We start from the raw sequence: 14,486 nt of genomic DNA, 5'->3' as shown, positions 1-14,486 counted from the left end.
CAGGCATCGTTAATGGTCGCGCTCGATCATGTAGTCGGCAAGCTCGGCCAGGGGGGCGCCTCTTTCACCTAGCGGCGCAAGGGCGGCGGTGGCCTCTGTGATGAGCTCGCGGGCCTTGCGCTTGGCGCCTTCAAGGCCCAAAAGGCTCGAGTAGGTAGGCTTGGCCCGCAGGGCGTCGGCGCCGGATATCTTGCCAAGCGTAGCCGTATCGCCGGTCACGTCCAGTACGTCGTCGTGGATTTGAAAAGCGAGCCCGATGGCGCGGGCGTAGCGAGCCAGTGCTGCAAGCCGGGGGTCGGTTTCCTCGACGGCGACAAGCCCGCCCAGGCGTACGGCGGCTTCGATCAGCGCGCCGGTTTTATGGGCGTGCATGTGGGCAAGCGAGGCGACATCGGGCTGCCCGCCCACGGCGGCCAGATCCAGCGCCTGACCGGCGACCATGCCCTGGCGCCCGGAGGCCGTGGCCAGGGTCGTCACCATGGACCCCAAACGCGGATGATGAGTGCGTGCCAGCACTTCGAAGGCCAGCGCCTGCAGGGCGTCGCCAGCCAAAATGGCGGTGGCTTCGTCGAACGCCTTGTGCACCGTGGGTTGGCCGCGGCGCAGGTCGTCGTCGTCCATGGCAGGCAGGTCGTCGTGGATCAGCGAGTAGGCGTGAATCAGCTCGATGGCCGCCGCCGGGGCGTCCAGCGCCTGCTCTTCGGCGCCCAGTGCACGACCCGCCAGATACACCAGCAGCGGGCGCAGGCGCTTGCCGCCCACCAGCAGCCCGTGGCGCATCGCCGCTTCCAGACGTGCGTCGACGGCCGTGCTCTGGTCGAACAGCGCGTTTAGCGTGGCATCGACTCGGGCGCTGCTGGTTTCGCGGTGCGCGCTTAGGCGCAGGGGGCTTTCGCTTACCATGGGGGTGTGTCCTCGGCGTCGTCCTCAGTGGGGGCATCACTTGGCGCGCTGGCCGGGCCATCGAAGGGCGTCATGCTCAACTTGCCATCACCGTCTTCGCTTAACGCGCGCACTTTGAGCTCGGCGCTGTCGAGGCGCTTCTGGGCATCGCGAGTCAGCGTTACGCCCTCTTCAAAGGCGGTCAGCGCCTCCTCCAGGGAGAGCTCGCCTGATTCAAGCCGCTCCACCAGGGTTTCCAGCTGGGAAACCGTGGCGGCGAAATCCTGTGCGGGGGGAGTGCTATCGCTCATTGACCCATGCCTACTTATTGACGCCCTTTGCCTGGGCTTCGAGTGTGCCTACTATGAAGGGCACAGTATACACCCAGGCCAGGGGGTGGCGCCTGCCCAGGGCTACGCCGAGGTTTCAACGTGCGCCCCGTTCATTTTGAAAACGCACACTTTTCATCCGCTCGAGCCGCCGGGAAGGGGCCTTGTCGTGCTACCATGATGGCCTTTCATGAACCGATAAACGGCGGCTTCGCCGAGCATAGGGGTTGATTCAGCCATGGCCAAAACGTCCCTGGACAAGAGCAAGATCAAAATCCTGCTACTCGAGGGCGTCCACCAGAGCGCGGTGGACAATTTTCGCAACGCCGGATATGAAAATATCGAGCACCTGCCCACGTCCCTGGACGAAGAGGCGTTGATCGAGAAAATCCGCGATGTCCACTTCATCGGTATTCGCTCCCGCACGCAGCTCAACGAGCGCGTGTTCGCCGCCGCCGAGAAGCTCGTCGCCGTTGGCTGTTTCTGTATCGGTACCAACCAGGTGGATCTTAACGCTGCGCTCAAGCGCGGCGTGGCGGTGTTCAACGCGCCGTACTCCAACACGCGCTCGGTGGCCGAGCTGGTGCTGGCGCAAGCCATCATGCTGCTACGCGGTATTCCCGAGAAAAACGCCCGTGCCCACCAGGGCGGCTGGCTGAAATCGGCGAAGAACTCCCACGAAGCGCGCGGCAAGACGCTGGGAATCGTCGGCTACGGCAGCATCGGTGCGCAGCTTTCGGTACTGGCCGAGGCGCTGGGCTTCAAGGTGATCTACTACGACGTGATCACCAAGCTTGGCATGGGCAACGCAAGCCAGGTCGGCAGCCTCGACGAGCTGTTGACCCGCTCGGACGTGGTGAGCCTGCACGTGCCGGACCTTCCTTCTACCCGCTGGATGATCACTAAAAAAGAGATCGCGCGGATGAAGCCCGGGGCGGTTTTCATCAACGCATCCCGCGGCAGCGTAGTGGAGATCGAGCCGCTGGCCGAGGCGATCACGTCGGGTCATCTCAACGGCGCGGCGGTGGACGTTTTCCCGGTGGAGCCCAAGGGCAACAGCGAAGAGTTCGAAAGCCCGCTACGCGGCCTCGAGAACGTGATTCTTACCCCGCACATCGGTGGCTCGACGCTGGAAGCCCAAGAGAATATCGGCGTCGAAGTGGCCGAGAAGCTCACCACCTACTCCGATAACGGCACGACCATCACCTCGGTCAACTTCCCGGAAGTCGCGCTGCCTGCGCACCCGGACAAGCACCGCCTTTTGCACATTCACGACAACGTGCCCGGCGTGCTTTCGCAGATCAACCGGGTGCTCTCGGAAAACGGCATCAACATCTCGGGCCAGTACCTGCAGACCAACGAAAAGGTCGGCTACGTGGTGATCGACGTGGACAAGGCCTACGGCCCGCAGGCGCTCGAGGCGCTCAAGCAGGTCGAGCATACGCTGAAAATCCGCGTGCTCTACTCGGCGCACAATAGCTAAGCGGCCTTGTCCCGAGGGCCGTGCCGACCCGCCCTAGGCGAGGGCGCTGTGAACCCTTCCCTGGGCGCTACTTTCGCCCTCCCTGGCGAAAGACCCTCGCTACGGGCGGCTCGGCACGGCAGATATAACGGCCTCCTTCGGGAGGCCGTTTGGCGTTGGGCTTAGGCCAAATCGAACAGCAGTACCTCGGCGTTGACGGCGTCACCCAGTTCAAGCGGCTCGTCCGGGGTGAGGGCGGCGGCGTCCCCGGCTTCAAGGCGGGTATCGTTGACCGTCAGCTCGCCTTTCACCACGTGAAGCCAGGCGTGGCGCCGGGGCGGCACTGCGCCGACGTCGCCGTCGAACAGGCCGCCGTAGAGGTTGACGCTCTGGTGGATACTCACCGAGTCATCGTCCCCGTTTTGAGAGACGAGCAGGCGCCACTGCCCTTGGCGGGAGGCCGTGGAGAACGCTTTTTGCTCGTAACTCGGCGCGATGCCGCGGCTTAGCGGCTCGATCCAGATTTGGAGAAAGTGAAGCCCCTGGGTTTTAGAGTGGTTGTACTCGCTGTGGCGCACGCCGGTGCCGGCGGACATGCGCTGCACATCGCCCGGGCGCATGACTTCCCCGTTGCCCATGCTGTCCTCGTGAGCCATTTCGCCTTCGAGCACGTAGGAGATGATCTCCATGTCCCGGTGGGGGTGAGTGCCAAAACCGTAGCCCGGTTTGACCCGGTCTTCATTGATGACCCGCAGGGCGCGAAAGCCCATATGCGCCGGGTCCATGTAGTTGGCAAAAGAGAAGGTGTGGTACGAGCGCAGCCAGTCGTGGTCGGCGTAGCCGCGCTCCAGGGAGCGGCGAATCTTCATGAGAATTCCTGGGTGAACGGGCAAACGTTCACTATACGCCGGGAGAACGCACTCGGAGGTGAAGCTTTTAAGCCCTTAACGTCGATAAAATCGACGAATGACGCTTTTTGGGCTGGGATTGACCTGCGTCAACGTGCCGGCGTTCAAGCGCCCGGCGGTTTGCGCTAGAATGGGCGCGTTTTTAACCCGGTCCGCCCTTTACGAGGGCGACTACCTGGAGAGTTCGATGACCCAATCTACCCCGGCGGCGCCTATCGTGGTGGCCGCGCTTTATAAATTCGTCACCCTGAACGATTTCGAAGCCCTGCGCGAGCCGCTCAGAAAGACCATGGCCGATAACGGCGTAAAAGGCACGCTGCTAATCGCCAAAGAGGGCATCAATGGCACCGTGGCGGGCCCGCGGGAAGGGGTCGACGCGCTGCTTGGCTGGCTCACCGCCGACCCACGCCTGGCCGATATCGACCATAAAGAGTCCTTCTGTGACGAGATGCCGTTCTACCGCACCAAGGTAAAACTTAAAAAAGAGATCGTCACCCTGGGCGTCGACGGTATCGACCCCAACGACACCGTGGGCACCTACGTCGAGCCCGAAGAGTGGAACGACGTGATTTCTGACCCGGAAGTACTGGTCATCGATACGCGCAACGACTACGAAGTGGAGATCGGCAGTTTCGACGGCGCCATCGACCCGAAAACCACTACCTTCCGGGAGTTTCCCGACTACGTGCGCGAGCACTATGACCCGGCCAGGCACAAGAAAGTCGCCATGTTTTGCACCGGCGGTATCCGCTGCGAAAAGGCCTCGAGCTTCATGTTGAAGGAAGGCTTCGAGGAGGTGTATCACCTCAAGGGCGGCGTGCTGAACTATCTGGAAAAGGTACCCGAAGAGAAGTCGCTGTGGCACGGCGAGTGCTTCGTGTTCGATAACCGCGTGACCGTGCGTCATGATCTTAGCGAAGGCGCCTTCGAGCAGTGCCACGCCTGCCGCCGGCCGATTTCCGAAGAAGACATGCAAAGCTCGGCCTATGAGCCGGGTATTAGCTGCCCGCACTGCATCGACTCGCTGCCCGAGAAGACCCGCGCGGCGGCCCGGGAGCGCCAGCGCCAGATCGAGCTGGCCAAGGCCCGCGGCGAACCCCATCCGCTGGGCCATGACCAGCGTAAAAGGGCCTAAGCGCTAGCGCTGCCCTCATCGACAGCGCCGCTCGGCGCTGTCGTACCCCTGCCCGCCAGAATGGGATTTATTTCCGTAAACGCGACACCGGCCCACGGCTCGCGTTATCCTGCTCGCTTTGCGCCGCAAGTGAGTAAGGAGAGAGCACGGTGAGTGACGCCAAGCGCAGGTCAGTGGGACGCCCGGCAGGCACCGCAAAAGCGAGCGGCGGGCACAGCCAGTCGCTGGTACGTGGCCTAACGCTGCTCGAACATCTGGCGGCAAGCCCGTTGGGGCTGGCCCTTTCAGAGCTTGCCGAACAGGCCGAGCTCGCCCCCTCGACCGCCCATCGGCTCCTTCAAGCGCTGCAAAGCCAGGGGTTCGTGACTCAGGAGAGCGAACAGGGACTTTGGCGCATCGATGTCAAAACCTTTCGCATCGGTAACAGCTTTTTGGAGGCCCGCGACGTGGTCGCCACCAGCCGCCCGTTTCTCAGAAGGCTCACCTTCGAAACCGGCGAAACCGCCAACCTGGGTATTCGCGATGGCGCCACGGCCGTGTTTCTCGCCCAGCATGAATCCCCCCAGATGATGCGCATGATCACCCGCCTTGGCTCCCGCGCGCCGCTTCACGCCTCCGGTGTGGGCAAGGCGCTGTTGGCCGGCATGAGCGATGACGAGCGCAGCGAGCTTTTAAAAGACGAGGCGCTCGCGCGGGTGACCCCCAATACCTTTTTCGACCCCGACGCACTGGAGGCGGAGGTGCGCACCATTCGCGCTCAGGGCTTCGCCTGCGACCGCCAGGAGCACGCCGTTGGTCTTCACTGCGTGGCGGCGTGCATTTTCGACGAGCGGCGCATGCCGGTTGCGGCGATCTCGGTGTCCGGCCCCATGACGCGTATTCCCGAAGAGCGCCTGTTGACGCTGGGGGCGCTCGTGCGTGAGGCGGCCAACAACATCACCGCCAAGCTCGGCGGGCGGCTGCCGGATGCGTGACAGCGCTTTGTCAGCCGCGCGTTGGCAAGTGCCGGGCGACCTTGAAAATGATCAATTTTGTGTAACGAGCGTTTTTTAACTCATGCTACGCTGCGGCCTGTAAAATCAGCCGCTTTAAACGCTCCATGCACGTTACGCTGCGCAACGCTATGCTGTGCGTAAGGCGATTTAGCCGTTGGATTGGAATTACTACACCACCTAAAGGGAGACTCCGGTGTGAGGCCACTACGTTCACTATTCGGGCTAAGCGTTTGGTTGCTTGCGCTCTTCGTCATGATAAGCCCGGCGCTGGCGCAAACCACGCTCGGTGCCGATGAAGAAACAGCAAGCGCGGATACCCAGGCGCCACCGTCCTACGAGGCGCTAGCCAACCTTCTTGAAAACGACCAGTCCCGTCAGCAGCTCATCGAGCGGTTGCGAAGCGAAGCCTCTACGCTTCCCGGTGAGCTCGACCAGGAGCTCTCCCCGGAGGCCGCCGCTGCCGGTGGCAACGTGGCCCCCGAGGACGTTTCCTTGCCCCGCCAGCTCGCCGAGCTGACCAGCCGGGTCGTGGGGGATGTCGGCACGCAGCTCGAGCAGGCAGTCGGCATCGTCGGTGGCCTGTTTAGTGGCCAGGGCGGCGGCGGTAGTTTCGATACCGCCGCTTTCATTAGCGCGGCGATCAATCTGGGAATCGTGATTGCAGCCACCTTCGTCGTCTTCATGGTGTTTCGGCGGCTGGCGAAATCGGTATTCACACGGCTTAGCGGCTGGTCGCAAATCGGTGAAGGAGCCTCCTCGATACTGCGCCTGGTGGCCTGTGTGGCGATTGCCGCCGTGGTCGATGCGCTGCTGATTGGCGCCTCCTACGTCGTGGGTAATTTGGTCGCGACGTTTGCAGTCGGTGAAACCGGCGAGCTTTCTACGCGCGCGTCGCTCTTTCTCAACGCCTTTTTGATCATCGAGCTGATCAAGGCGGCGTTTCGTATGCTCTTCTCGTCGCGCTACGAGGGCCTGCGCCTGCTGCCGATTTCCGCGCCGGAAGCGTCCTACTGGAACAGTTGGATCGCCCGGCTAGTGGGGATGGTCGGCTACGGCCTGATGGTCGTGGTGCCGCTGATCAACTTCTATATCACGCCCACGCTTGGCCAGGCGGTCGGCACGCTGATCATGGTGCTGGCGTTTATCTACGCCGTAACCGTGGTGCTTAAAAACCGCGTGCGCCTGCGGGATAACCTGCACGGCATGGGCAGCCGCACCACGATGACGGCCAGCCGTATTTCGCTGAACCTGTTCGCCCGCACCTGGCACCTGTTCGCGCTGCTCTATTTCCTCATCGTATTCGTGCTGACCCTGGTGCGCCCGGGCGACGCGCTGCCCTTCGTGCTGTTCGCCACGCTCAAAACCCTGGTGGCGGTCGTGGTGGGGATTCTGCTCTCCGGCTTCTTGACCCAGTCCATCGGCCGGCGTATCCAGCTTTCCGAGGATCTGCGCCGCAAGCTTCCGATGCTGGAGCACCGCCTGAATAGCTACGTGCCCAATGCGCTTCGCGTGCTACGCACGATCATCCTCGTGGCCGTGGTCATGGTGGTGCTGGATGCCTGGGGCGCCTTCAACCTGGCCGGCTGGTACGCCTCCGAGCGCGGCGCGCTGATCGTGGGTCGTTTGATCAGCATCGCGGTGATTTTGATCGTGGCGCTGGGGGTGTGGCTCGGCCTTGCCAGCCTGATCGAGCACAAGCTCAACCCGGAAACCGGCGGCGGCGAACCCTCGCCCCGGGCCAGAACGCTACTCAGCCTTTTCCGTAACGCCCTGGCGGTGGCCATGGTGACGATCACCGGCATGATCGTGCTGTCGGAAATCGGCATCAATATCGGCCCGCTGATTGCCGGTGCCGGTGTGCTGGGTCTGGCCATTGGTTTTGGCGCCCAGAAGCTCGTGCAGGATGTGATCACCGGCGTATTCATTCAGATCGAAAACGCCATGAACACCGGCGATGTGGTCACCGTGGGCGGTGTCACCGGTACCGCCGAACGGCTGAGCATTCGCTCGGTGGCGATTCGCGATCTCTCCGGCACCTACCACGTCGTACCGTTCTCGAGCGTGGATACCGTCTCCAACTATATGCGCGAGTACGGTAACCACGTGGGCGAGTACGGTATTGCCTACCGTGAAAGCATCGATTACGCCATCGAACAGCTGCAGCTCGCGTTTGAAGATCTTAAAGCCAGCGAAGAGCATGGCTTCAAGCTGCTGGCGGATATGACCGTGGCCGGCGTGACGGCGCTTGCCGACAGCTCGGTGAACATTCGCGTGGTGATCAAGACCACACCGGGCGACCAGTGGGGCGTCGGCCGTGCCTACAACCGCCTGGTCAAGATGCGCTTCGACGAAGCCGGTATCGAGATCCCGTTCCCGCATACCACGCTCTACTTCGGCGAGGACCGCGACGGCAAGGCGCCGCCCGCGAACCTGCGCATTCTGGATTCGACCGCCAAGGAGAAGAGCGCGGTGCAAACGCCGGTCTCCGAATCCGCGGTGCCCAGCCAGCACACCAGCGAAGCGGATCACAAGACCCCGCACCACGACGATGTCGAGGACACCGACGATACGTAAACGTATCTAAAGTGAACGACCAGCAGGGCCGCCTTCGGGCGGCCCTGCTGCGTTTGAGGCGCTCACTCATGTTTTCCAGGCGACGGCCGATACATTCAATCAGGCGTTCATCCAGGGATACACCGCAGACATGTTCAGCCTCAAGACCAATATGTCGTCGCTGCTGGTGCAGAACAACCTGCGCACCAGCCAGCAGATGATGCAGACCTCCATGCAGCGGCTCTCTTCGGGGCTGCGGATCAATAGCGCCAAGGATGACCCGGCGGGGCAGGCGATTGCCAACCGCATGGGCGCGCAAATGCGCGGCATGGACCAGGCCATTCGCAATACAAATGACGGTATCTCCCTGGTGCAAACCGCCGAAGGCGGGCTGAATCAAATCAACGATAACCTGCAGCGCATCCGCGAACTCAGCGTACAGGCCGCAAGCGACACCTACAGTGCTAGGGACAAACGCTCGATCCAGGACGAGATCGACCAGCGCCTGGACGAGATCGACCGCATCGCGGGCCAAACTAACTTCAACGGCAACAACCTGCTTAGCGGCACCCGGGAATTTTCCATTCAGACCGGCGCCAACCCCGGCGACAGCATCAGCGTGCGCATGATGTCGATGGACCGTCAGGCGCTGGGCCTCGACGGTTTTAGCGTGCTTCAAGGGCAGGCCACGGAAAAGCCCATGGCGCTTTTGGATGAAGCGATTGGCAAGCTCGACCGCCAGCGAAGCTACTTCGGCGCTACGCAAAACCGCTTCGAGAGCGTGATCGACGGCCTGGGCAACAGTATCGTCAATCTGTCCGCCGCCCAGTCACGCATCCAGGACGCCGACTACGCTCGGGAAGCCTCCAATATGGTGCGTGCACAGATTCTCCAGCAGGCCGGCATCGCTATACTGGCCCAGGCCAACCAGCAGCCCCAGATGATCCTGCGCTTGTTGGAGGGGCTGTAACCCCCAACGCCCCACGCCATCCTTTCTAGCCTGACTTCTAAAAGATCACGCGACGCCATTGCCGAAAGCAGGGCATCGCGTGTTATTTCGTTTGTGGTGCGCCGCACTTGTTTGCTTTGATAAGGGGAATCTCCCTACAACACAGTGAGGCAGCGCCATGGCTCAAAGCTCGTTTCTATCCACCGATGAGGTGCGCGACCGTTTCTCCAAGGCGATGTCGGCCATGTACCAGGCGGAGGTGCCGCAGTACGGCACGCTGCTGGCGTTGGTCGATCAGGTCAACAAGGAGACGCTCGAGTGCCAGCCAAGGCTTCGCCGGCGTTTACAAGCCCAGGGCGAGCTGACCCGGCTAAGCGTCGAGCGCCATGGCGCCATTCGCGTAGGCACCGCCGACGAGTTGGCCATGCTCGGCCGCTTGTTTGCCGTGATGGGTATGCACCCGGTGGGCTACTACGATCTTTCCGAAGCGGGGGTGCCGGTGCACTCCACCGCCTTTCGCCCCGTCGACGACGATGCCCTGGCCCGTAACCCCTTTCGCGTCTTTACCTCGCTTTTGCGCATGGAGCTGATCGAAAGCGATACGCTCAGAGCCCGGGCCGAGGCGATTCTGGCCGAGCGGGACATTTTCACCCCCAAAGCGCGGGCGTTGATCGAGCGTTTCGAAACCCAGGGCGGTTTGAGCGAGGAAGAGGCCGAGGCCTTCGTGACCGAGGCGCTGGAGACCTTCCGTTGGCATCAGGAAAGTACGGTCGATCTGGACACCTACCAGGCGCTTCACGACGAGCACCGCTTGATTGCCGATGTCGTCTGCTTTCATGGCCCGCACATCAACCACCTGACGCCGCGCACGCTGGATATCGACGAGGTGCAGCGGCGCATGCCCCATGAAGGTATGAATCCAAAGGCGGTGATCGAAGGGCCGCCGCCGCGGGCGTGCCCCGTCTTGCTGCGACAAACCAGTTTTAAAGCGCTGGAAGAGTCGATCCGCTTTAGCGGGGCTACCGAGGGCAAACACACCGCCCGCTTTGGTGAGATCGAACAGCGTGGCATGGCCCTGACGCCCAAGGGGCGGGCGCTTTACGACCAGCTTTTGAGCGAAGGCCGCACGCGGGCTCAGGGGTTGGACAATAACGCCTACCAGGCAGTGATGAGCCAGGCGTTTGAAACGATGCCGGATAGCTTCGAGGAAATGCGCCGTGAAGGTTTGGGCTACTTCCACTACCGCCTGACCGACGCAGGCCAGGCGGCCAGCAGCCAGCACAGTGGCGATATCGAAGCGCTGATTCACCAGGGGCTGGTCGAGGCCCAGCCGATCACCTACGAGGATTTTCTACCGGTGAGTGCGGCGGGCATCTTTCAATCCAACCTGGGCGGTGGCGAAAACGCGGCCTATGCCGGTAACGCCAACCGCCAGGCGTTCGAAGAGGCGCTCGGGGCGCCGGTCATCGATGAGCTGGCGCTTTACGCCGAGCGCGAACGGGCCTCCATGCAGGCGGTATTGCGCGCGCTAAAGGCCTGACCGGCGGTGGGGGCTAGTCGATAATACCCTGTTCCCGCGCCATGGCATAAGCCGCCTGAGGGCCGTTCCAGAGCGAGGGAAGCAGAATCAGCGAGACCGGCACCGCGGTGATCACGATGAACTGCTGCAGCGCGGCGATCTGGCCTTCACGCATGGCCAGCAGCACCGCGGCCATGATCGCCATGACCACGCCCCAGAAGGCACGCAAAAACGGGCTGGGTTCGTCGTGGCCGGCGCCGACCATGGCAATCGAGTAGCTCATGGAGTCGCCGGTGGTGGCCACAAAAATGGTGGTGAGCAGCAAAATCGCCAGCGCCATCCAGGTGCCACCGGGCAATGCCTGGGCCAGGGTGAGGGTGGCAATGTCGAACTGGAAGCCCTGCAGCGCCTCGGTCAATTCGATCACGCCGGTCAACTGGTAGTAAATGCCCGAGCCGCCAAGCAGGGTGAACCAGACCGTGGTGGCGAGCGGGGCGATGACCGCCACGGCCAGAATCATCTCGCGAATGGTGCGCCCGCGGGAGATACGTGCCACGAAAATGGCCATCAAGGGGGCGAAGGCGATAAACCAGGCGTAGAAAAACACGGTCCACCACTGCATCCAATCCGCCGGCGCGGTCTGGGAGGTCATGGTCACCATGCGGAAGAAGTCATTGAAATAGGTGCCCATAGCGCCGAAGTATGTGTCGAACAGAAACAGCGTCGGCCCGAACAAAAAGACGACCGCGCCGATGCCCAGCGCCAGCATGACGTTGAAGCGGCTCAAGAGCTGCATGCCCTTGTGCACGCCGCTGACCCCGGAAAGCACGTACACAATGCCCAGGGCTAGCAGAACCGAAAGTCGTGTAACGAAGGTGTTGGGCAGCCCGAACAGCACCTCAAGGCCATGGCTGACCTGGGTCGCCAGAAAACCGATCGGCCCGACGGTGCCCGCCACCACGGCAATCACGCAAAAGGCGTCGACGAGCCCTCCTAGCGGGCCGCTCATCAAACGCTCGCCGAATACCGGGTAGAGCAGGGTGCGGGGTTGTAGCGGCTGGCCTTTTACGTAGTGAGCGTGGGCCAGCACGATCGCGGTGAGCGAGCCCAGAATCGCCCAGCCGACGAACCCCCAGTGGGTAAACGACTGGGCCAGTGCTCCGGGCACGGCGGCGCGCACGCCCGGGTCGGTGTCGAAGGCGGGTGGCACGTTCACGAAGTGATAGATCGGCTCGCCGGCGGCGAAAAAGACGCCACCGCCGCCGAGCAGCGTACACAAGATGATCGAAATCCACTTGAAAGTGCTCATTTCTGGTGCATCGAGATCGCCGATTTTGGCCTTGCCCGCCGGGGTCAGCGCAAGGCCGATAGCAATGAAGAACGTCACCAGCATCAAAAACTGGAAGTAGGTGCCAAAAGTGAGCGCGCTCCAGGCAAAGCCTGCGCTGATCGTATCGGCGACCAGGTCCAGATCAAAAAACGACATCGCGAGAAAAACCACGATGAATCCAATACTTAGAATAAGTACGACGGGATCGCCTAGCGTAGAACGCCTGCGGCTTTCACCGTCGTGAGCCGGTTTATTCATCAAGAAGAACACCTTTGGTGGGACGAGAGAAAGCCGTTTGTTTTGCGTAGAGCGTAGGCAAAATCTGGATAAAAAAAAGCGCCATTGGGGAAATGGCGCGAGGACAGGAAACAGCGTTTAGTATACAAGCGCTGTAGACCAAAGTCTAACGTGTTTTGCTTTGGTGCGATAAATAATTTCATCCGCACCTTTTTGGCGCAATAAAAATAAGGACCTCCTTGAAAAACCTCTTTTAACTGACTGATTTTAATGCACAAGCCAAATAATGGCAGTGTTGCTGCAGAGTTCAGGACTCGTTCGATCGTATACAAGGTGCTCACCATGGCTTGCTGTTTCTTCCCCATTCAGACATATAAAGGTGCTTTTTCGCCGCGTTGGGCGGGCGTTGCCGCGCTTTTGCTGCTGCCCGCCTCGGCCATGGCCGACACGCCCATTCGCTTTCAGTTGGATTGGCGCTTCGAGGGCCCGGCCGCCCCCTTCCTCATGGCCGAGGAGAAGGGCTATTTCACCGATGAAGGCCTGGACGTTCAGATCGACTCGGGCAGCGGTTCCGCCGGGGCGATCAACCGGGTCGCCTCCGGGGCCTACGAAATGGGCTTTGGCGATCTCAACGCGCTGATCGAATTTCTCGCCGAGAACCCGGATGGCCCGGGTATTCAGGGCGTCTATATCGTTTACGACGGCACCCCGGCGGCGGTCTTCGCGCGCAAGGGCAGCGGTATCGAAACACCAAAGGATCTGGCTGGCAAGACTATCGCCGCCCCCGCCTTCGATACCGGCTACCGCGCCTGGCCGATCTTTGCCAGCGCCAACGACCTCGAATCTGACGCGGTCGAGTGGCAAAACGTCGACCCGACCCTGCGGGAAACGCTGCTCACCCGGGGCGATGTCGATGCGATCACGGGCTTTTACTTCACCAGCCTCTTGAACCTGGAGGAGCGCGGCCTGGCCGAGGAGGAGCTGACCATCATGCCCTTCCCGGAGTACGGGGTGCCGCTTTACGGCAACGCCATCATCGCAAGCCAGGACTTCGCCGAGGAGCACCCGGAGGCAGTCGAGGGGTTTCTGCGCGCTTTCAACCGCGCCCTGCAGGAAACCATGGACGACCCGGAAGCGGCCATCCAATACGTGCAAAACCGCGACGGCTTGATCGACGCCGAGATGGAAACGCGGCGCCTCAAATTGGCCCTCGATAGCGTAGTCGATACGGCGGATGCCCGCGAAAACGGCGTCGGCGATGTGGACGGCGAGCGTCTCGAGCAGGCCATTGCGCTGGTCGCCGAGGCGTTCGAGCTACCCTCGACGCCAACCAGTGAGCAGGTCTTTACCTCGCGTTACCTGCCGCCGCTGGATGAGCGGATGTGGCTGGAGGCCGAGTAATGTCGGAAGCGTTCGTCCGTTTCGATGACGTCAGTCTCTCCTATGACGGGGTGGATAACGCCATCGAAGCCATCGACCTGGGCATCTCCGAGGGCGAGTTCGTCGCCTTCGTGGGGCCATCGGGGTGCGGTAAATCGACCTTCATGAAGCTTTGCACCGGCCTTCACGCGCCCACCCGCGGCGCGATAAGTGTGGATGGCAGCGCCGTGACCGGGCCGCTCAAGATATCGGGCATGGCGTTTCAAAACGCCAACCTGCTGCCCTGGCGCACCACGCTCGACAACGTGCTTCTGCCGCTGGAGATCGTCAAACCCTACCGCCACCAGTTTCGCAAACGCCGCGAGGAGTTCGTCGGCTGGGCGCGCCAACTCCTCGAGACGGTGGGCTTGGCCGGTTATGAAGACCAATATCCCTGGCAGCTCTCCGGCGGTATGCAGCAACGCGCCTCGATTTGCCGGGCGCTGATTCACCAGCCGCGCCTTTTGATGCTCGACGAGCCCTTCGGGGCGCTGGACGCCTTCACCCGCGAGGAGCTCTGGTGCGTGCTGCGCGACTTATGGGAGGCGCAGCGCTTCACCGTGGTGCTGGTCACCCACGACCTGCGCGAGGCGGCGTTTCTGGCGGATACGGTGTACGTGATGAGCCCGCGCCCGGGCCGGGTGATCGAAAAACGCGCGATCGATCTGCCCCGCCCGCGCTCGATCGAATCCACTTACGAGAAGCCCTTTATCGATCTGGTACACGAACTGCGCGGCCGGATCGGCGATGTGCGCGCAACTTAAGGCT

General features: G+C 62.0%; 12 protein-coding genes. 8 read left to right on the top strand and 4 right to left on the bottom strand.

Going from position 1 to position 14,486, the window contains the following annotated elements; translation table 11 throughout:
* Positions 1-9 precede the first annotated feature (9 nt).
* On the bottom strand, positions 10-903 hold the full coding sequence (ispA, locus tag ACWHXT_RS16570) for a (2E,6E)-farnesyl diphosphate synthase (protein WP_447956632.1): 894 nt from the start codon (positions 901-903) through the stop codon (positions 10-12).
* Entirely contained in the window at positions 897-1,193 is a 297-nt protein-coding gene (locus ACWHXT_RS16565) for an exodeoxyribonuclease VII small subunit (RefSeq protein ID WP_447530240.1), read from the bottom strand. Before ACWHXT_RS16565 ends, ispA begins: the two co-directional genes overlap by 7 nt.
* Before the next feature lie 256 nt (positions 1,194-1,449).
* Between ACWHXT_RS16565 and serA the strand changes: the two genes are divergently transcribed.
* Positions 1,450-2,694: a phosphoglycerate dehydrogenase gene (gene serA / locus ACWHXT_RS16560; protein ID WP_447927310.1), complete on the top strand. Its 1,245-nt coding sequence runs from the start codon at positions 1,450-1,452 to the stop codon at positions 2,692-2,694.
* Positions 2,695-2,855: 161 nt separating this feature from the next.
* Here serA and ACWHXT_RS16555 read toward each other — a convergent pair whose 3' ends face one another.
* On the bottom strand, positions 2,856-3,542 hold the full coding sequence (locus ACWHXT_RS16555) for a pirin family protein (RefSeq protein WP_447927309.1): 687 nt from the start codon (positions 3,540-3,542) through the stop codon (positions 2,856-2,858).
* Between the two features lie 226 nt (positions 3,543-3,768).
* Here ACWHXT_RS16555 and trhO point away from each other — a divergent pair, with 226 nt between their 5' ends.
* From trhO to hglS, 5 genes are all read left to right on the top strand, one after another.
* The gene (gene trhO / locus ACWHXT_RS16550; protein WP_447958061.1) at positions 3,769-4,716 is read left to right on the top strand and encodes an oxygen-dependent tRNA uridine(34) hydroxylase TrhO; all 948 of its coding nucleotides are present in this window, start codon (positions 3,769-3,771) and stop codon (positions 4,714-4,716) included.
* 149 nt (positions 4,717-4,865) lie between these two features.
* Positions 4,866-5,690, top strand: coding sequence for an IclR family transcriptional regulator (locus tag ACWHXT_RS16545; protein WP_447956631.1), 825 nt, complete (start codon positions 4,866-4,868; stop codon positions 5,688-5,690).
* 216 nt (positions 5,691-5,906) lie between these two features.
* A complete protein-coding gene (gene ybiO, locus ACWHXT_RS16540) occupies positions 5,907-8,285 on the top strand; it encodes a mechanosensitive channel protein (RefSeq protein WP_447956630.1) in 2,379 nt (792 codons plus the stop codon).
* Positions 8,286-8,415: 130 nt separating this feature from the next.
* The gene (locus ACWHXT_RS16535) at positions 8,416-9,234 is read left to right on the top strand and encodes a flagellin N-terminal helical domain-containing protein (RefSeq protein WP_447956629.1); all 819 of its coding nucleotides are present in this window, start codon (positions 8,416-8,418) and stop codon (positions 9,232-9,234) included.
* Positions 9,235-9,391: 157 nt separating this feature from the next.
* Positions 9,392-10,753 carry a 2-oxoadipate dioxygenase/decarboxylase HglS gene (gene hglS, locus ACWHXT_RS16530; protein WP_447956628.1) on the top strand — a complete coding sequence of 454 codons (1,362 nt, stop codon included), beginning with the start codon at positions 9,392-9,394 and terminating at the stop codon, positions 10,751-10,753.
* Positions 10,754-10,766: 13 nt separating this feature from the next.
* Here hglS and ACWHXT_RS16525 read toward each other — a convergent pair whose 3' ends face one another.
* Positions 10,767-12,320, bottom strand: coding sequence for a BCCT family transporter (locus tag ACWHXT_RS16525; RefSeq protein WP_447956627.1), 1,554 nt, complete (start codon positions 12,318-12,320; stop codon positions 10,767-10,769).
* Between the two features lie 321 nt (positions 12,321-12,641).
* Between ACWHXT_RS16525 and ACWHXT_RS16520 the strand changes: the two genes are divergently transcribed.
* Positions 12,642-13,700 carry an ABC transporter substrate-binding protein gene (locus ACWHXT_RS16520; protein WP_447956626.1) on the top strand — a complete coding sequence of 353 codons (1,059 nt, stop codon included), beginning with the start codon at positions 12,642-12,644 and terminating at the stop codon, positions 13,698-13,700.
* Positions 13,700-14,482 carry an ABC transporter ATP-binding protein gene (locus ACWHXT_RS16515; RefSeq protein ID WP_447956625.1) on the top strand — a complete coding sequence of 261 codons (783 nt, stop codon included), beginning with the start codon at positions 13,700-13,702 and terminating at the stop codon, positions 14,480-14,482. Before ACWHXT_RS16520 ends, ACWHXT_RS16515 begins: the two co-directional genes overlap by 1 nt.
* Positions 14,483-14,486 lie beyond the last annotated feature (4 nt).

The organism is Vreelandella halophytica (genome assembly GCF_968193635.1).
This window is presented reverse-complemented; position numbering and strand designations above follow the sequence as displayed.

Bases quoted from the DNA above. Each gene is read 5' to 3' on its own strand.
- ispA (WP_447956632.1), bottom strand. From the start codon at position 903: ATGGTAAGCGAAAGCCCCCTGCGCCTAAGCGCGCACCGCGAAACCAGC.
- ACWHXT_RS16565 (WP_447530240.1), bottom strand. From the start codon at position 1,193: ATGAGCGATAGCACTCCCCCCGCACAGGATTTCGCCGCCACGGTTTCC.
- serA (WP_447927310.1), top strand. From the start codon at position 1,450: ATGGCCAAAACGTCCCTGGACAAGAGCAAGATCAAAATCCTGCTACTC.
- ACWHXT_RS16555 (WP_447927309.1), bottom strand. From the start codon at position 3,542: ATGAAGATTCGCCGCTCCCTGGAGCGCGGCTACGCCGACCACGACTGG.
- trhO (WP_447958061.1), top strand. From the start codon at position 3,769: ATGACCCAATCTACCCCGGCGGCGCCTATCGTGGTGGCCGCGCTTTAT.
- ACWHXT_RS16535 (WP_447956629.1), top strand. From the start codon at position 8,416: ATGTTCAGCCTCAAGACCAATATGTCGTCGCTGCTGGTGCAGAACAAC.
- hglS (WP_447956628.1), top strand. From the start codon at position 9,392: ATGGCTCAAAGCTCGTTTCTATCCACCGATGAGGTGCGCGACCGTTTC.
- ACWHXT_RS16525 (WP_447956627.1), bottom strand. From the start codon at position 12,320: ATGAATAAACCGGCTCACGACGGTGAAAGCCGCAGGCGTTCTACGCTA.
- ACWHXT_RS16520 (WP_447956626.1), top strand. From the start codon at position 12,642: ATGGCTTGCTGTTTCTTCCCCATTCAGACATATAAAGGTGCTTTTTCG.
- ACWHXT_RS16515 (WP_447956625.1), top strand. From the start codon at position 13,700: ATGTCGGAAGCGTTCGTCCGTTTCGATGACGTCAGTCTCTCCTATGAC.